The 16,773-nt window shown below is 59.1% G+C and carries 17 protein-coding genes; 10 read left to right on the forward strand and 7 right to left on the reverse strand.

The window, feature by feature from the left end:
- The first annotated feature begins 58 nt into the window (after positions 1–58).
- Positions 59–1,282: an MFS transporter gene (locus MWU54_RS15760; RefSeq protein WP_247085611.1), complete on the forward strand. Its 1,224-nt coding sequence runs from the start codon at positions 59–61 to the stop codon at positions 1,280–1,282.
- Between the two features lie 34 nt (positions 1,283–1,316).
- Positions 1,317–2,294 carry a sterol desaturase family protein gene (locus MWU54_RS15765; protein WP_247085613.1) on the forward strand — a complete coding sequence of 326 codons (978 nt, stop codon included), beginning with the start codon at positions 1,317–1,319 and terminating at the stop codon, positions 2,292–2,294.
- Between the two features lie 59 nt (positions 2,295–2,353).
- On the opposite strand, the gene pncB is transcribed toward MWU54_RS15765, so the two are convergent.
- The 3 genes from pncB to pncA all read right to left on the reverse strand — a co-directional run bounded on the left by pncB (position 2,354) and on the right by pncA (position 4,845).
- On the reverse strand, positions 2,354–3,646 hold the full coding sequence (gene pncB / locus MWU54_RS15770) for a nicotinate phosphoribosyltransferase (protein ID WP_247085615.1): 1,293 nt from the start codon (positions 3,644–3,646) through the stop codon (positions 2,354–2,356).
- A gap of 60 nt (positions 3,647–3,706) precedes the next feature.
- The gene (locus MWU54_RS15775; protein ID WP_247085617.1) at positions 3,707–4,162 is read right to left on the reverse strand and encodes a TerB family tellurite resistance protein; all 456 of its coding nucleotides are present in this window, start codon (positions 4,160–4,162) and stop codon (positions 3,707–3,709) included.
- Positions 4,163–4,251: 89 nt separating this feature from the next.
- Entirely contained in the window at positions 4,252–4,845 is a 594-nt protein-coding gene (gene pncA / locus MWU54_RS15780) for a bifunctional nicotinamidase/pyrazinamidase (protein WP_247085619.1), read from the reverse strand.
- A gap of 112 nt (positions 4,846–4,957) precedes the next feature.
- On the opposite strand from pncA, the gene MWU54_RS15785 reads away from it, so the two are divergent.
- Positions 4,958–5,878 (forward strand): rhodanese-related sulfurtransferase, encoded by a 921-nt coding sequence (locus MWU54_RS15785; RefSeq protein ID WP_247085621.1) that lies wholly within the window; start codon positions 4,958–4,960, stop codon positions 5,876–5,878.
- 102 nt (positions 5,879–5,980) lie between these two features.
- On the opposite strand, the gene MWU54_RS15790 is transcribed toward MWU54_RS15785, so the two are convergent.
- Genes MWU54_RS15790 through MWU54_RS15800 form a run of 3 tightly spaced genes read right to left on the reverse strand, consistent with a single transcriptional unit; the run spans position 5,981 to position 7,473 of the window.
- The gene (locus MWU54_RS15790; protein ID WP_247085623.1) at positions 5,981–6,313 is read right to left on the reverse strand and encodes a hypothetical protein; all 333 of its coding nucleotides are present in this window, start codon (positions 6,311–6,313) and stop codon (positions 5,981–5,983) included.
- A 35-nt stretch (positions 6,314–6,348) separates the two neighbouring features.
- Positions 6,349–7,059 carry a DUF599 domain-containing protein gene (locus tag MWU54_RS15795; protein ID WP_247085625.1) on the reverse strand — a complete coding sequence of 237 codons (711 nt, stop codon included), beginning with the start codon at positions 7,057–7,059 and terminating at the stop codon, positions 6,349–6,351.
- A gap of 3 nt (positions 7,060–7,062) precedes the next feature.
- Positions 7,063–7,473: a CopD family protein gene (locus tag MWU54_RS15800; protein ID WP_247085627.1), complete on the reverse strand. Its 411-nt coding sequence runs from the start codon at positions 7,471–7,473 to the stop codon at positions 7,063–7,065.
- 122 nt (positions 7,474–7,595) lie between these two features.
- On the opposite strand from MWU54_RS15800, the gene MWU54_RS15805 reads away from it, so the two are divergent.
- The 5 genes from MWU54_RS15805 (at position 7,596) to MWU54_RS15825 (ending at position 13,007) form a co-directional block, all read left to right on the forward strand.
- A complete protein-coding gene (locus tag MWU54_RS15805) occupies positions 7,596–9,044 on the forward strand; it encodes an FAD-linked oxidase C-terminal domain-containing protein (RefSeq protein ID WP_247085629.1) in 1,449 nt (482 codons plus the stop codon).
- 54 nt (positions 9,045–9,098) lie between these two features.
- A complete protein-coding gene (locus MWU54_RS15810) occupies positions 9,099–10,202 on the forward strand; it encodes an FAD-binding protein (protein ID WP_247085631.1) in 1,104 nt (367 codons plus the stop codon).
- A 3-nt stretch (positions 10,203–10,205) separates the two neighbouring features.
- Positions 10,206–11,519 carry a glycolate oxidase subunit GlcF gene (gene glcF, locus MWU54_RS15815; protein WP_247085632.1) on the forward strand — a complete coding sequence of 438 codons (1,314 nt, stop codon included), beginning with the start codon at positions 10,206–10,208 and terminating at the stop codon, positions 11,517–11,519.
- A gap of 63 nt (positions 11,520–11,582) precedes the next feature.
- The gene (locus tag MWU54_RS15820) at positions 11,583–12,419 is read left to right on the forward strand and encodes a trypsin-like serine protease (RefSeq protein WP_348647662.1); all 837 of its coding nucleotides are present in this window, start codon (positions 11,583–11,585) and stop codon (positions 12,417–12,419) included.
- Between the two features lie 120 nt (positions 12,420–12,539).
- Positions 12,540–13,007: an Hsp20 family protein gene (locus MWU54_RS15825; RefSeq protein WP_247085634.1), complete on the forward strand. Its 468-nt coding sequence runs from the start codon at positions 12,540–12,542 to the stop codon at positions 13,005–13,007.
- A gap of 279 nt (positions 13,008–13,286) precedes the next feature.
- On the opposite strand, the gene MWU54_RS15830 is transcribed toward MWU54_RS15825, so the two are convergent.
- The gene (locus tag MWU54_RS15830) at positions 13,287–14,762 is read right to left on the reverse strand and encodes an NAD-dependent succinate-semialdehyde dehydrogenase (RefSeq protein ID WP_247085636.1); all 1,476 of its coding nucleotides are present in this window, start codon (positions 14,760–14,762) and stop codon (positions 13,287–13,289) included.
- Positions 14,763–14,845: 83 nt separating this feature from the next.
- Here MWU54_RS15830 and MWU54_RS15835 point away from each other — a divergent pair, with 83 nt between their 5' ends.
- A complete protein-coding gene (locus MWU54_RS15835; RefSeq protein WP_247085638.1) occupies positions 14,846–15,643 on the forward strand; it encodes an alpha/beta hydrolase in 798 nt (265 codons plus the stop codon).
- Between the two features lie 97 nt (positions 15,644–15,740).
- A complete protein-coding gene (locus MWU54_RS15840) occupies positions 15,741–16,739 on the forward strand; it encodes an ester cyclase (RefSeq protein WP_247085640.1) in 999 nt (332 codons plus the stop codon).
- Positions 16,740–16,773 lie beyond the last annotated feature (34 nt).

Here is a 16,773-nt window from a genome sequence, read left to right on the forward strand (position 1 = left end):
GCTTTGGCACGGACACAATCGCACTGGCACCGCGCGACGCAACCACTAAGGTGGCGCAATGACAGATGCCCCCATTCTCGACAGTGGTTATTCGTGGATTCGCCTTTTGGTGACAGTCCTGATTGCGATTGTCATCAATGTGGGAATCTGGATCCCCATCGTCGTCATGCCTGCCGTTCAGGCCGAATTTGACGCAGGCCGCGCCGATGTCTCCATCCCTTACACACTGACCATGATCGGTTTTGCCATTGGCAATTTCGTGGTTGGACGCGCGGTGGACCGCTATGGCGTGGCCCTTTCCTTGTCGGTGTGCAGCGTCGCGGTGTCCATCGCCTATATCCTCGCAGCGCTAAGCCCAACGCTTTGGATGCTGACCTTCCTGCAATTCTTCATCGGCTTTGCCTCGGCCATCGGATTCGGCCCGCTGATTGCCGATCTGTCCAAGTGGTTTCTCAATCGGCGGGGCATCGCGGTGGCGTTGGTGGCCTCTGGCAACTACCTGTCCGGTTCCATCTGGCCCCTTGCCCTGGAGGCAGTTGGCGGAGGCGACTCCTGGCGGTGGAGCTACACCGCCATCGGCATCGTCACCATCCTGTCAGTTCCACCACTCACCTTGCTGTTGCGCCGCGCCCTGCCAGAAGACGCGATCCGCATCGCGGACGCTCAATCCGCCCTGCGCACCAAGGCCAGCGGCTTCACGCCACGCCAGCTTCAGATCATGCTCAGCATTGCCGGGATTGGATGCTGTGTCGCCATGTCCATGCCGCAGGTTCATATCGTGGCGCTTTGCGTCGACTACGGGTTCGGCGCGGCGGTGGGGGCGGAAATGCTGTCGCTGATGCTGTTGGGCGGCGTGGTGTCGCGCCTGATCTCCGGCACGCTTGCCGACCGGATCGGTGGCATCCCGACCCTTCTCATCGGCTCCACGCTGCAGGCCATCGCGCTGTTTCTTTATCTGCCCGCAGGCGGCCTTGTGTCGCTCTACGTCGTGAGCCTGATCTTCGGGCTGAGCCAAGGCGGCATCGTGCCCAGCTATGCGATCATCGTGCGCGAATACATGCCCACGAAAGAGGCCGGTGCGCGGGTGGGCTTCGTCATGATGATGACCATCCTAGGCATGGCCCTGGGCGGTTGGCTGTCCGGTGTGATCTACGATCTGACAGGCAGCTACCAATGGGCGTTTGTGAATGGAATTGTCTGGAACGGCCTGAACATCGGGATCATGATCCTGATCCTCTATCGCAGCCAACGCGGTGGCATGATACGCACCGTACCGGCCTGAGAAAGCCACCCGAAGCCCTGAACCGAGGTCCGCTATGTCAGACGCACCGCTCGAAGGCTGGAACCACACACCCGACGTGCCGCTTCAGGTCTCGCCCCTGTTCCGCTGGCCGTTACAGCCGATGGCCATCCTGCGCTGGTTCTGGGACTCGTGGTTCCTCATCTCGGAGCGCCTGATCATCGTGGCGATTGCGTTTGTCTCGGTTACATGGTTCCAGCCGCCACTTGAAGAGACCCGCACACTCGCCTTTGGCTGGATCGCCGAGATGTATGTCCGCAACCTGATCCTGATGACCGGTGTTGCAGGTGGGCTGCACCTTTATTTTTACGGCTTCACCAAGCAGGGCCAGCGGCTCAAATTTGACCCGCGCCCGTTGATGAAGAACGGCAAGCAGTTCACCCTGGGTGGCCAGATCAAAGACAACATGTTCTGGACACTTGCCAGCGGCGTTACGGTCTGGACGGCGTACGAAACGCTGTTGTTCTGGGCGATGGCCAATGGCTATGCACCCGTCCTTACGTGGGCCACCAACCCGGTCTGGTTTGTCGCGTTATTCTTCCTGATCCCCATTTGGGAGAGTTTCTATTTCTACTGGATTCACCGTCTGCTGCATGTGCCATTCCTGTATATACACGTGCACGCACTACATCATCGCAACATCAATGTTGGGCCGTGGTCCGGCCTGAGCATGCACCCGGTAGAGCATGTCATTTTCCTTGGATCCGTTCTGATCCACTTTGTCATTCCCGCGAACCCGGTGCATATCCTGTTTCACCTGCAATACTATGCGCTCACCGCGGCAACGACGCATACGGGGTTCGAAGGATTGCTGATCAAGGACAAGAACCGCCTGGCGCTTGGCACCTTCCACCACCAGATGCATCACCGGTATTTCGAATGTAACTACGGATCGCTTGAAATCCCGTGGGACAAACTCTTCGGGTCTTTCCATGACGGGACCGAACGCGCGAACGACAAGATCAAGGCGCGTCGTGCGCGCATGATGGGCTAAGGGGTCGGGGGCGATGCATTGATGCATCGCTCTTTTGCGTTACCGCAAAAGCACCCTGCTTAAACGACCACGTCCTGCGCCGCCTGATCGCCAACGCCGAAAACGCGCTTGTACCGCGCGATCTGGTCTGCGGGTCCCATCGCCTTGTTCGGATTGTCCGACAGTTTCACCGTTGCGCGGCCATCCGCCTCTACCGCCTTGCAGACCAGTGAAAACGGCGCAAGTCGGTCGTCCGGCGTCAGCCCCCGGAAATCATTGGTCAGCAGGGTTCCCCAGCCAAAGGACACGCGTACGCGGCCAGCGAACTGGGCCTGCAATTCAAGGATCTTGGTTTCATCAAGCCCATCCGAGAAAATCACCAGCTTCTTGGTCGGGTCTTCGCTCCGCTCTTTCCACCAGCGAATGGCCGTCTCTGCGCCGGTCGCGGGGTCGCCTGAATCGATCCTGATACCCGTCCAGCCAGCCAGCCAATCTGGCGCGTCCCGCAAGAAGCCCTCGGTTCCATAGGTGTCCGGCAGAATCATTCGAAGATTGCCGTCATGCTCTTCGTGCCAATCGGCCAGAACATCGTAGGGGGCTTGTTTCAAGGCAGCATCGTTTTCGGCAAGCGCAGCATAGACCATCGGCAATTCATGGGCGTTGGTGCCAATCGCCTCGAGGTCTCGGTTCTTGGCGATCAGACAGTTCGACGTACCCACAAAGCTGCTGCCCAGCCCCTCGACCATGGCCTGTACGCACCAGTCTTGCCAAAGGAACGAATGCCGGCGTCGGGTTCCGAAATCGGCGATCCGCAGTTCCGGCACCTCGCGCAGCTTTTCTATCTTTTCCCAGAGTTTCGTCATGGCCCGGGCATACAGCACCTGAAGCTCGAACCGCCCCATATCGTTCAAGACGGCCCGTCCACGCAGTTCCATCAGCACAGCCAAGGCCGGGATTTCCCACAGCATCACCTCGGGCCATGCGCCCTCGAAGGTCAGCTCGTACTGATCGCCCACGCGTTCAAGGTGGTAGGGCGGCAGGCGCAGGTTTTCGAACCATTCCATGAAGTCTGATCGAAACATCTGACGTTTGCCATAAAACGTGTTCCCGCGCAGCCAGGTGCTTTCGTTGCGGCGCAAGGACAGCGACCGGATATGGTCCAACTGTTCGCGCAATTCACCTTCGTCGATCAGCTTGGCCAAAGGCACGTGCTGCGACCGGTTGATCAGGCTGAACGTCACCTGCGTGTCGCGTTTGTTGCGAAACACCGACTGACACATCAGCAGTTTGTAGAAATCCGTATCGATCAGCGACCGTACAATCGGGTCGATTTTCCATTTGTGGTTCCAGACACGGGTGGCGATATCAACCATAACGGTCTCCGAAGGCGCAGGCGCGTCGCTTAGACCAACCGCGGCCAGACTTGTCCAGACTCAGTGGGTCTTGTCCCAATTGGCCAGCTCATATTGTCGAATGGCTTCACATCGCTCTTCGCTGAGACCCAGGCGCTCGGCAATCTCGCTGACGATGGACAATTCGCTGACGTGTCGGCGGCCATCCGCATAGACCACGTCCCACAAGGCCGCGACTGCCTGTTCGCGATCTTCGGTGCTGGTGGTCTCTTTCAGAATCTCGGCTAGGTCAGCGGTTCTGGGCAGCTCGTGTTCCAGTTTTTCGCATTGGGCGCGCATCTTGGCTGCCTCGATTGGGCCCAAGTCGTACATCTTGGACAACACGCGATCGATTTCTCTGACCTCCTTGAACAGGTAACTGTTGTCCGCCAACGCCGTGCGCACCATCAATGCGCCCAGCGCATATTTGGCATCCGCCGGAGGAAGTTCCGTTTGCGGCACGGCACGATCAAAGAGAGCAAGGATTCGTTCAAACATGGGACGGGGTCTTTTCACCAGAAGTCGTGCAGAGAGTATCCCGCATTTCGACACCCACAAGCCCGACGCATCGCATCTCGGCAAGAGCGTTACTCGACGCGCACACCTGCCTGGGTCATTTGCGAAAGCGCTGCGTCGCGCGATCCGTTCAAATCAATCGCGCGGCACAGCTCAGTTCGAACCGTGACACGATACCCCAGCTTCACCGCATCCAGCGCTGAATAAGCGACGCAAAAATCAGTGGCGAGGCCCACCATGGTCAGGTCAGAAATCCCGCGTGTGCGCAAATACCCGTCAAGACCTGTCGGCGTGCTGTGGTCGTTTTCGAAAAACGCTGAATAACTGTCGATACCGCGCCGAAAGCCTTTGCGGATCACCATTTCGGCATGGGGCGTGTTCAGGTCCGGATGAAACGCCGCCCCCTCAGACCCGATCACACAGTGATCCGGCCATAAAACCTGTGATCCGTACGGCATCTCGACCGTATCGTACGGAGATTTGCCGTCGTGCTGTGACGCAAATGAGCTGTGATCTTCGGGATGCCAGTCTTGGGTCAGGACAACCGCATCGCTGTCCGCCATCAGCGCATTGATCCCGGGGATAATCAGGTCGCCCTCTGGAACCGCCAGCGCGCCGCCGGGGCAGAAATCGTTTTGCACATCAATGACAATCAGCGCGGACATGAGCGTGTCTCCTCTTCTGTGTGACTTGGGTAGAAAGCGCACGGCGGCGGGTCAAGGGTTGCGGCATTGCGGAACCTTGCACGAGAGGGCCGACAGGCGCTATTGCGCCCGCATGTTTACCGTATGCGCACTCTATCACTTTACCCGGTTCGACGATCCCTCCCGCCTGCGGGATCCCCTGTTGGCCGTTTGCCGCGAGAACGAGATCACTGGCACGCTCCTGTTGGCGCAGGAAGGCATCAACGGCACGGTTGCCGGGTCTGCTGCTGGGATCGACCGTTTGCTGACATATTTGCGCGCACTGCCCGGCTGCGCCGATCTGGAGTGGAAATTGTCGACCGCCTCCATGCGCCCTTTCCACCGCATGAAGGTGCGCCTGAAGAAAGAAATCGTGACCATGGGCGTGCCGGATGTCGATCCGCGCGCGAAGGTGGGGCACTACGTTCAGCCTCAGGATTGGAACGCGCTGATCCAAAGCCCGGATGTTGCCGTGATCGACACGCGCAATGACTACGAAGTCGCAATCGGCACATTCGACGGGGCTGTCGATCCGCAAACCGCCAGCTTTCGCGAATTTCCCGAATGGTGGGAAAAGAACAAGGATCGGTTTCATAACAAGCGCATCGCGATGTTCTGTACCGGAGGCATTCGCTGCGAAAAATCTACCAATTATCTACTGAGCCAAGGGGTGGAGGACGTATACCACCTCAAGGGTGGTATCCTGAAATATCTTGAGGAGGTTCCGCAGGACGAGAGCGCGTGGAATGGCGATTGCTTTGTGTTCGACGCGCGCGTGTCGGTTGGTCATGGGCTTGTCGAAGGGCCGCATCATCTTTGCTACGCGTGCCGCCGCCCCATCTTGCCGGAGGACCTGCAAAAGCCGTCTTACGAACATGGGGTATCCTGCCACCAATGTGTTGATGAGACCTCTGAGGACGACAAGGCACGGTTCCGGGAACGGCAAAAACAGATCAGGTTGTCCGAGAAGCGCGGCGAACGGCACCTGCACGCGGATGTCATCGACGAGCTTTGAACCCTTTGGGCGAACAGCGTCGGTCAGGGCGTGCCCGATGAATCAAAAAGGGTTCACCTTTTCTTAAAGCCTTTGGGTCCAAGATTTTTCGTACGAAAAATCTCAGCGGGACAGGGGGACGACGGTTTCGGACCATCCGTCGACCGAGCATTTGGCACGGATGAACAGGGATCCATCCGGCAGATCTGTCACAGTCAAACTGCGAGTAAACGGCTGCTCCTCAACATGTGGGTGCAGCAATTCACGCACGCCGAGGATCGTCCCATCCTCAGTCTCGATCCGCCAACCATCCGCATAGTGATCCCAGCCTGTGTCGGGGTGCGCAATCGTCACGGACACCCGCGTACCGGTAATATCGACGGCGTCGATGGTGGGCGCGTCAGCCCAGACCTGGGTCGCAAGAAGGGTAAATAAAGCGGCACTGCGGTACATCATGTTCTGAACTTAACAGGCCAACGCCCGCGTGAAAGTCACGTTTTCGTCGGTGGCACACCGTGCAAGAGCACGTGCCGCGACCGCGACCCGAACTCGCGGCGCAACACAACAGCGATGGTCACAACCGTTGCCACGATTAACGGCCCTGCGCCCAGCAACCAGGCTGAGGACGCGATTCCGAAATAGACCGACCGAAGGCCCCGGTTATACCCACGTGCTGCGGTGATATTGATCTCACCGGCCTGCAGTGCCATCGGCATGGAGCGGGGATCATCCGGATCATTCGGCACCGCCGACATCAGCACCGAGCAATAGCCAAACAACCGGTGTGCCCAGACAAATTTCAAAAACGCGTTCGCCGCAAACAACAAAAGCACCATCAACTTGATTTCGAGGATGATCACCGACCCGCTTTGCAGTGACAGGTCTTCGGTTACGCCACGCAACCTGTCTGCATTGCCCAGCAAGGCAAAGCCCCCACCAATGGCGATCATGCTGGCCGATGCAAAAAACGCCGTGCCCTGCCGCAGGCTTGCAATGATCTGTCCGTCATAGATTCGCGGTTGCCGGGTCACGAACTGCACCATCCAGTCGCGGCGAAATCCCGCCATCAATTGTGACATGGACGGAACCGACTTGGGCGCGTGTTCGATCATCAGCGTGCTGGCAAACCATCCCACCAGCAAAAGGCCAAGCCCCACCGCGTCGAGCGCCGTGAACAACGATATCTTGTCGTACCACTCCATGCCCTAAAACGGTTTGACAACAACAACCCAGAGGATTGCGATAGCCCCGAACACACTGACCTCGTTAAAGATCCGCAGGTAGCGATCAGATTCGGTAAAGACCCCGCGTTTTGCACGGATAACAAGCCGCCCTGTCCATGCGTAATGCAGCGCCAACAACAGCACGAGCCCAAGCTTGAGCCACACCCACCCCGGGAATCCCCAGATCGCGCCAAGCCAAATCCCGGTGATCAACGCGATCACCGCCAGCCCGGCGGAAAACCGATAAAGGCGGATGGTCAGATCGCCCAGTGGCCCAAACTCGCCCAGACGGTCAAATTCGCGTTTCCAATAGATTAGGGCACGCGGCACCGCGAAAATCGAGGTCATCCAGCCCATAACACACAGGATATGTATGATTTTTATCCATTCCATATCTGCTTGGTGCCGCTCCCTGCGCCGCTTGGCAAGAGGCCGTTCTGACGCTGGGCTTGAAAAAATCGCTGGCCAAATAGCGCATATTGGTTATATCTTTTTACCAATTTGGAGGTTTGCCCATGGAAATGCCCATACCTGACGCGTCGGTGCTGTCCCGAAAAGCGCAAATCGTGGCGCGGTTGCAGGCAGTTTTGCCCGAGACAACCATCATCTCGGATGAGATGGAGACCCGAGCCTATGAATGCGACGCGCTGACAGCCTACAAATGTCCGCCTCTTGCAGTGGTGTTGCCTGCAACGACCCAAGAGGTCGCTGCGACGCTGAAAGTGTGTCACGAGCTTGGTGTTCCGGTGGTCCCGCGTGGATCCGGCACATCACTGGCCGGTGGGGCCTTGCCCACGGCGGATTGCGTGATGATCGGTGTTGCGCGGATGAATGACGTGTTGGAGACCGACTATGACAACCGGTTTATCCGCGTCCAGACCGGGCGCACGAATCTGAGTGTCACCGGCGCGGTCGAGGAAGACGGGTTCTTTTATGCGCCAGACCCCTCCAGCCAGCTGGCTTGTGCTATTGCCGGTAACATCGCCATGAATTCCGGTGGCGCACATTGCCTGAAATACGGTGTGACAACAAACAATCTGATGGGAGTCACGCTGGTTCAGATGGACGGCACCATCATGGAGATTGGCGGCAAACATCTGGATGCGGCGGGATACGACCTGCTTGGGCTAATTTGCGGATCCGAAGGGCAGCTTGGGATTGTGACAGAGGCCACGCTGCGCATCTTGCCCAAACCGGAAGGCGCGCGACCCGTTTTGATGGGGTTTGACTCCAATGAAGTTGCGGGGGCCTGTGTCGCCGACATCATCAAGGCCGGTGTGCTGCCCGTCGCGATCGAGTTCATGGACCGCCCCTGTATTGAAGCGACCGAAGCCTTTGCCAAAGCCGGGTATCCGATGTGCGAGGCCTTGTTGATTGTCGAGGTCGAAGGATCAGACGCAGAGATTGACGAGCAACTGGCGCTCATCCTTGAAATCGCGCGCCGCCACAATCCTGTGGAACTGCGTGAGGCCAAGGATGCGGATGAAGCCGGTCGCATCTGGCTGGGACGCAAATCCGCGTTCGGTGCCATGGGTCAGATAAATGACTACATGTGTCTGGACGGGACGATCCCGGTGTCGGAACTGCCCTATGTGTTGCGCCGGATTGGCGAGATGTCCAAGGAGTATGGTCTGGACGTGGCCAACGTGTTCCACGCAGGTGACGGCAATATGCATCCGCTGATCCTGTTTGATGCAAACAAGGAGGGCGATCTGGAACTGTGCGAGGCGTTTGGCGCGGATATCCTGCGGCTGTGTGTTGAGGTTGGCGGATGCCTGACCGGCGAACACGGCGTCGGGATCGAAAAGCGCGATCTCATGACCGACCAGTTCGCGCCCGCCGACCTTGAAGCGCAGATGGCGGTGAAGGATGTGTTTGATCCGGCATGGCTGCTGAATCCGGCAAAGGTGTTCCCGCTGGCGGTGTCGGAAAGCCGCCGCAGCGTTGCGCTGGCGGCCGAATAGGTCTTGGGGGCGCTGCCCCCAAACCCCCGAGATATTTTAAAAACAGAGATGATCATGAGACCTGAGACAGAGGCCGACCTGGCCGAGGCGATTGCTGCGGCCAAAGGGCCGCTTTCGATCCAAGGCGGCGGAACGCGTGGTGTTCGCCTTGATGGCGATGTGGTCCAGACCGGCGGGATGCATGGCATCACCCTGTACGAGCCGGGGTCCTTGACCATGGTGGTCCGTGCCGGAACGCCACTGTCCGAAGTTGAGACGGCCCTTGCCGCGGAAGGCCAGCGACTGGCGTTTGAACCCATGGACCATCGCGGGTTGATGGGAACATCCGGCGCGCCCACCATTGGCGGTGTTGTTGCGGCAAATGTCAGCGGTCCGCGTCGGGTGTCGGTGGGCGCGTGCCGCGATTTCATGCTGGGTGTGCGGTTTGTCGACGGGGCGGGTACCGTCGTCAAAAACGGCGGGCGTGTCATGAAAAACGTGACCGGGTATGATCTGGTCAAGTTGATGACCGGATCCTGGGGCACATTGGGGGTTCTGACCGAGGTCAGTCTCAAGGTGTTGCCAAAACCTGAAACCGCCGCCTGCGTTCTGATTGATAATCTGAGCACACCGGCGGCCATAGACGCCATGGCCAAAGCGCTGAGCTCTCCGTTCGAAGTCTCTGGCGCGGCGCATATTCCCGTCGGCATGGACGACGCGCCTGTTACCATGCTGCGTCTGGAAGGGTTCGCCGGATCAGTCGCATACCGCGCCAAGGAAGTCGCCGCATTGTTCAAAGACTGCGCCGTGCGCATCGAAGACAACGCGGAGGCCGTATCTAAAGGATGGGCCTGGGTGCGGGACGTTGTACCATTCTACGATGCCGAAGGCGATGTTTGGAAACTGTCCTGTACCCCGTCCGACGCGGCGGCATTGGCGGACCAGGCCGGGGCGCAAGAGGTGATTTTTGACTGGGGCGGCGGGTTGATCTGGATGCGGGTTGGCACCGGAACCGATCTGCGAAAACGGCTGGGCGCGTTTGATGGGCACGCCACGCTCGTGCGGGGCACCGGCCAGCCAAAGTTTCAGCCCGAGCCTGCCGCGCTGGCGGTGCTGTCCGCCGGGCTTCGCAATAAGTTCGATCCAAAAGGGATCCTGAACGCCGGTTTGATGGGGTAAGACATGCAAACAACGTTTACAGACGCGCAACTGCGTGATCCTGATTTCGAGCGCTCGAACGACGTGTTGCGCACCTGTGTGCATTGCGGATTCTGCACCGCCACCTGTCCCACCTACCAGGTTCTGGGTGACGAGCTGGATAGCCCGCGAGGACGCATTTACCTGATCAAGGACATGCTTGAGAACGAGCGCACGCCGGATGCCAAAACGGTCAAGCATATCGACCGCTGCCTGTCCTGTCTGGCCTGTATGACCACCTGCCCCTCGGGTGTGCACTATATGCATCTGGTCGATCACGCCCGCGCCTATATCGAGGAAAACTACGACCGCCCGAGGCATGAGCGTGTGCTGCGCTGGACGCTTGCAAACATCCTCCCCTACCCGACTCGGTTCCGGGTGGCGCTGCTCTTGGCGAAAATCGGCAAACCGTTTGCGCCCCTGATTCCGGACGCACGCCTGAAAGCCATGCTTGAGATGGCCCCCAAGACCATTCCACCCGTGTCACGCAATGACGATCCGCAAAGCTTTGCGCCGTACATGCCGCGCAAAAAGCGCGTGGCGCTTATGACAGGCTGTGCGCAGAAAGCGCTGAACACCGATATCAATGATGCCACAATTCGCCTGCTGACCCGGTTGGGATGCGAAGTGGTTGTCGCCGAAGGTGCGGGCTGTTGCGGGGCTTTAACCCATCATATGGGCAAAGTCAGCGAAAGCCATGGGTCAGCGGCGGCAAACATCAAAGCCTGGGCGCGCGAGATGGATGGCGCCGGGCTTGATGCGATCGTGATCAACACCAGCGGCTGCGGGACGACCGTCAAGGATTATGGACACATGTTCCGAAATGACCGCCTGGCCGAGGATGCCGCGCGCGTGTCGGCGGTTGCCAAAGATGTCAGCGAGGTTCTGATCGACCTGATCGATGAGGCCAGTGTCGCCAATGCGCGAACGCTTCATGGCGGCAAGAAAGTGGCCTATCATGCGGCATGTAGCCTACAGCACGGCCAGCAGATCAAGACCCATCCCAAGACCCTTCTCAAGGCGGCCGGATTTGAGGTTGTCGAGCCCGCCAACAGCCATCTGTGTTGTGGATCGGCCGGAACCTATAACCTGATGCAACCCGAGATTTCCAAGGAATTGAAGGCGCGCAAGGTCGAAAGCCTTGAGGCGAAACAGCCCGATGTCATCGCGGCAGGCAATATCGGCTGTATGATGCAGATCGGATCAGGTACGGACGTTCCGATTGTTCATACTGTGGAATTGCTGGATTGGGCGACCGGCGGACCTGTGCCGACCGCCCTGAAGGTGCCGAACTCGTGATATCCGTGCCATAATACCGCCGAATTGGATCGGTAGGCCGGACGCACAAAACGGAGATACTGCGTGCGCCATTTGATCCTGGGGGCTTTGATGTTCGCGCTGCCTGCTGCCGCGGCGGCCCAAAGCACTCGGCTTTTCTCGATGGAAAGCCGACAGGACGGGCGTGCCTGGGAAGCGGTCGGCCGGCTGGAGCTTGCGGGCAAGGCCTTTTGCACCGGATCGCTGATCACCCCGGAGCTGGTTCTGACGGCAGCTCATTGCCTGTACGACGAAAACGGTGATCTGCTGCTGCCCGAGGATATTCAGTTTTTGGCCGGTTGGCGCAATGGCAGGGCCGCCGCGTATCGGCGCGTTCGAAGGGCCGTTGCCCATCCCAACTACGACGTTGGGGCCGACCCCAGTTCGGACCGCGTGTTCCACGATATCGCGCTGATCGAATTGCAGCATCCGGTGCGCAACACCACGATCATTCCGTTTGCAACCGATCAACGCCCCCCGGCCGGGGAAAGCGTTGGCGTGGTGTCGTATGCGCATAACCGGTCCGAAGCGCCGTCAATGCAGGACACCTGCGAGGTGCTGTCGGAACAGTCCACCCTTCTGATCCTGTCCTGCTCCGTCGATTTCGGCAGTTCCGGCTCTCCGGTGTTTGCTTTCGGGGACAGTGGTCCGAGGATCGTTTCGGTCGTTTCGTCCAAGGCCAAAAGCGATGGCAGACCTGTGTCTTTGGGCGCACCGCTGGATGGGCAGATCGAAACGATCAAGGCGCTGATGTCGGACGGGGCGGGGTTCGAAGAAGGCTCTGCGTTCCGGCCGTTCCGGGCCGAAGACGGCGCGCGCAAGGACACGGGGGCCAAATTCGTGCGCCCCGAGGGGAACGATGCAGACCCCTTGAAACCGTAAATTCCATTCCCAAATTTCAGTGTGTCGGGACGCCCAATATGGGGCCCGGCGCTGAAAACCAGGCCTGTCCAATGGTGGAAGGCTTTCAACACTTGGTATCGCTCAATGGAGGATGACCACATGCGTAGCTATGATTTTGCACCCCTATACCGTGCAACCGTCGGCTTTGACCAAATTGCCGATATGATGGACCGGGTTCTGACAAATGATGTCACACAACCCAGCTATCCCCCCTACAATATCGAGAAAACCGCAGACGACGCATATCGCATTTCGATCGCCGTTGCCGGATTCTCTGATGCGGACCTTGCCGTAGAGGTCAAAGAAGGTGCCCTCGTCGTATCGGCCAAGAAAGTCGACGAAGACGAGACCCGCACTTACCTGCATCGCGGCATCGCAACCCGCGCGTTCCAGCGCCGGTTCCACCTTGCCGATCATGTCCGCGTCGTTGGCGCGAGCCATGTGGATGGCATGCTGCATATTGATCTGGAACGGGAAATTCCCGAAGCGTTGAAACCGCGTCGGATCGAGATTGCGAAGGCAGACGCCATCGAGAAAGACGTGGTCGACGCCAAGGCGGTGAACTAACCGAACGCGTTAGTTGAGATGGAAAGGCCCAGCACGCTGCTGGGCCTTCTTTGTATGTGATATCTGCTTTGCGGACGTCGAGGTCGTTGAGCACAAACAGCGCGTCGACGATGCGCAGCGGCCTGCGGCCTTGAGTCCGCGCAGGGCAGTGTCCGCTTCGGCTCCAAGCAGTCATTCGACGATTGTTCAAAGTATGAACCCGCGCGCGAAAGTTGGCGATGTGTCAGGAGTGAGGCCCGAAATCGGATCTCACTGGAATGTTCACGAATACGATAGGGCTCAGACACTCATGCAAACGTATTTCATCTCAAGGAACTCCTCGATCCCGTGATGGCTGCCTTCGCGGCCAAGACCGGATTGTTTGACCCCGCCAAACGGCGCGACCTCGGTTGAGATGATGCCCGTGTTCACACCGACGATGCCGTATTCAAGCGCCTCGGCCACTTTGTAGACGCGGCTCAGGTCCTTGGCGTAGAAATAGCTGGCCAATCCGAAAATCGTGTCATTGGCCATTTGGATCACGTCATCTTCGGTTTCGAACTTGAACAGCGGCGCAAGCGGCCCGAAGGTTTCATCCGTTGCAAAAGCCATTTCCTGTGTTGCGCCGGTGACGATGACAGGGTTGAAGAAGTTGCCCCCTGCCTCGTGCGACTCGCCGCCAAGGATGACATCCGCGCCCTTTGCCTTCGCGTCGGCGATATGCTCTTGCACCTTATCAAGCGCATCGTTGTTGATAAGCGGCCCGAGATCGGTGCCATCCTCAAGCCCATCACCGACCTTCATCGCGCTGACCTTGTCTTTGAGCTTTTGCGCGAAGGCATCATAGACACCGGCCTGCACGTAAATCCGGTTTGCGCAAACGCAGGTCTGACCGTTGTTTCGGAATTTGCACATGATCGCGCCTTCGACGGCGGCGTCAATATCAGCATCATCGAACACGATGAACGGTGCATTTCCGCCCAGTTCCATGGAGCATTTCATCACCTGATCTGCCGCCTGACGCAGCAGGATACGACCAACTTCGGTGGACCCGGTAAAGGTGATCTTGCGCACCGCCGGGTTCTCGCACATCTCTTTGCCCACCTCGGAAGAGGACGAAGACGGCACCACGTTGAACACACCCGCCGGAATACCCGCGCGGTCGGCTAACACGGCAAGAACAATGGCCGACAACGGCGTTTCCGCCGCCGGGCGCGCCACAAAGCTGCAGCCTGCGGCAAGGGCCGGACCGGCCTTGCGGGTGATCATGGCATTGGGGAAATTCCAGGGTGTGATCGAACCGACAACACCGATGGGCTGCTTCATGACCATGATGCGTTTGTCACGCTGGTGCCCGGGGATGGTTTCGCCGTAGATGCGCTTTGCTTCTTCCGCGAAGAACTCGATGAAGGACGCGCCATAGGCGACTTCGCCCGTGGCTTCGGCCAGGGGCTTGCCCTGCTCTGCAGTCAGGATCACACCCAGATCATGCTGGTGCTCCATCATCAGATCGAACCACTTGCGCAGCACGGTGGCGCGCTCTTTACCCGTCCACTGCGCCCAGTCTTTCTGTGCGACCTCTGCAGCAGCAATCGCCTCGGCCACCTGGGCCCGGGACAGGTCTGCGACATCGGCAATCGTGTCGCCGCGCGCCGGGTTGTCCACGGGAAATGTCCCGTCCGCGCCATCGACCCAAGCACCGTTCACATAGCCGCGTGTCTCAAGCAATGACGGGTCTTTCAACAGGCTGGCAAGGTTTGTGATCTGGTCTAGCATGAGTCCCCTCCATTTTAATGCTGACAACGGTGGTACACTTGCTGCATGCAATGGCAAGGGTTGATCTTGTGTGGAGACCGCGCGTGGATTGGGACGACGCTTACGCCAATGCCAAACACATTCCCGACGGGGCCGGGTACGCCGACCGCTGGCGGGCAGAGTCGGATGCATTCCGCAAACGGATGTCGGTTCTGGGGCGTGCCCGACTTGGGGTGATGTACGGGCACGGGACCCGTGAAGTTGTGGACATCTTCCTGCCGGACGGTCCGCCAAAGGGTGTGATGGTGTTTGTGCATGGTGGGTTCTGGAGGATGTTTGACGGCGCGGCCTGGTCGCATTTCGCGCAAGGCGGGCTGGATGCAGGATGGATCGTGGCGATGCCGACCTACGACCTGTGCCCACGCGTACGCATTGCCGACATCACGCGCCAGATCGCGCAAGCGATTACCGTTGTGGCCCATGACTATGCCGGTCCGCTGCGTCTGACTGGCCATTCCGCCGGGGGGCATCTGGTGGCACGCATGCTGGCCCCCGGGGTCTTGCCCGATCCCGTATTGGCACGGGTCGAAACATGCGTTCCCATCTCACCGCTGTCGGATCTGCGCCCGTTGGTGCAAACCCAGATGAACGAGGATTTCAAACTCGATAACGCCGCAGCTGCGGCGGAAAGCCCGGTTCTCATGGCAAAACCGGCCCAACCGGTCACGGTCTGGGTCGGAGCGGATGAACGTCCAGCCTTTCTCGAGCAGGCGCGCTGGCTGGCGGACGCGTGGGACTGTGATGAGGTCATTCACCCCAATGCGCACCATTTCGACGTGATTGACGGCCTTTGCGACGCGAGAAGTGCGTTGATGCAGACCATTCTGAAACCGGTGACCTAACCAAAGGAAACCTCAATCAACACCGTGACTTTGCCCTTGCCGAGACGCGGGAAACTGGCATTGTGTTCGTCGATGCACACGCATGCAAAGGTGTTCGATGCCCGGCTTCCAATCTGAAAAGCAACTCGTCCGCGATTACTATGCGGCCCTGTCCAACGCTGAGACCAACGCAGTTCCCGGCGTCATGGCGGACTACTGCGCGCCCGATCTTGTCTGGCGCGGGTATCATCCTTTCGGGCTGCTGACCGACCCGGATGCCGTGGCCGCGCAGTTCTGGCAACCGTTGAAAACCGCGCTCACCGCGATGCAGCGCCGAACCGACCTGTTCTTTGCCGGACGGCATCACATGTCCGAGGACGGAGCGGTCTGGGTGGCGTCGATGGGGCATCTGATGGGGCTGTTCGATCACCCGTGGCTGGGCATCCGGCCCACGCGCAAGATCGCGATGTTGCGGTTCGGCGCCTTTCACAAGGTCGAAAACGGGCGGATCACCGAAGAGGCGATGTATTTCGACATTCCCCATCTCATGGTTCAGGCGGGGCAGAATCCGTTTCCACCGCAAACCGCAGCGCATCTGGTCCAACCCGGGCCTGCCACGCATGGCGGCCTGTTGTTCGACGATGCCCCCCATGCCCAAAGCCGCGCGACGCTAGATGCGATCAATGCGATGGTGGGCGATCTGGGGGAATGGAACCTTGGTTTGCCGCTGGAAGATGAACTGCGCCGGACATGGCATGAAGACATGATCTGGTGGGGGCCAGAAGGGGTTGGCGCGACCTACACGATCCCGCGGTATGCCGCGCAGCATTCCGGGCCTTTTCGCGCGGCTTTTACCAACCGGTCAAAAACCAACCATATCTGCCGCACCGCCGAAGGCCATTTCGGGGGGTTCTTTGGTTGGCCCAACTTTACCGCCGAGCATGTCGGAGGGTTCATGGGCATGCCCGCGACGCCCGGTCGGGTGGAATTCCGGGTCATCGATTTTTACCGGCGGGAGGGGGACAAGCTGGCCGAGAACTGGATTTTCATCGACCTGCTGCACCTCTGGGCACAGCAGGGCGTGGATGTACTGGGGCGCGCGACCAAGATCGGGTAGGAAGGCTCTTTGAAGAGCCTTTCTCAAGCGATTT

It is taken from the genome of Marivita sp. S6314 (assembly GCF_023015985.1).
Lineage (GTDB): Bacteria > Pseudomonadota > Alphaproteobacteria > Rhodobacterales > Rhodobacteraceae > Marivita.

Coding starts and splice junctions, on each gene's coding strand:
- MWU54_RS15840 (WP_247085640.1), top strand. CDS start 15,741: ATGCCCGGCTTCCAATCTGAAAAGCAACTCGTCCGCGATTACTATGCG.
- MWU54_RS15775 (WP_247085617.1), bottom strand. CDS start 4,162: ATGTTTGAACGAATCCTTGCTCTCTTTGATCGTGCCGTGCCGCAAACG.
- MWU54_RS15765 (WP_247085613.1), top strand. CDS start 1,317: ATGTCAGACGCACCGCTCGAAGGCTGGAACCACACACCCGACGTGCCG.
- MWU54_RS15805 (WP_247085629.1), top strand. CDS start 7,596: ATGGAAATGCCCATACCTGACGCGTCGGTGCTGTCCCGAAAAGCGCAA.
- MWU54_RS15760 (WP_247085611.1), top strand. CDS start 59: ATGACAGATGCCCCCATTCTCGACAGTGGTTATTCGTGGATTCGCCTT.
- MWU54_RS15800 (WP_247085627.1), bottom strand. CDS start 7,473: ATGGAATGGATAAAAATCATACATATCCTGTGTGTTATGGGCTGGATG.
- MWU54_RS15790 (WP_247085623.1), bottom strand. CDS start 6,313: ATGATGTACCGCAGTGCCGCTTTATTTACCCTTCTTGCGACCCAGGTC.
- MWU54_RS15830 (WP_247085636.1), bottom strand. CDS start 14,762: ATGCTAGACCAGATCACAAACCTTGCCAGCCTGTTGAAAGACCCGTCA.
- MWU54_RS15810 (WP_247085631.1), top strand. CDS start 9,099: ATGAGACCTGAGACAGAGGCCGACCTGGCCGAGGCGATTGCTGCGGCC.
- pncA (WP_247085619.1), bottom strand. CDS start 4,845: ATGTCCGCGCTGATTGTCATTGATGTGCAAAACGATTTCTGCCCCGGC.
- MWU54_RS15795 (WP_247085625.1), bottom strand. CDS start 7,059: ATGGAGTGGTACGACAAGATATCGTTGTTCACGGCGCTCGACGCGGTG.
- glcF (WP_247085632.1), top strand. CDS start 10,206: ATGCAAACAACGTTTACAGACGCGCAACTGCGTGATCCTGATTTCGAG.
- pncB (WP_247085615.1), bottom strand. CDS start 3,646: ATGGTTGATATCGCCACCCGTGTCTGGAACCACAAATGGAAAATCGAC.
- MWU54_RS15785 (WP_247085621.1), top strand. CDS start 4,958: ATGTTTACCGTATGCGCACTCTATCACTTTACCCGGTTCGACGATCCC.
- MWU54_RS15825 (WP_247085634.1), top strand. CDS start 12,540: ATGCGTAGCTATGATTTTGCACCCCTATACCGTGCAACCGTCGGCTTT.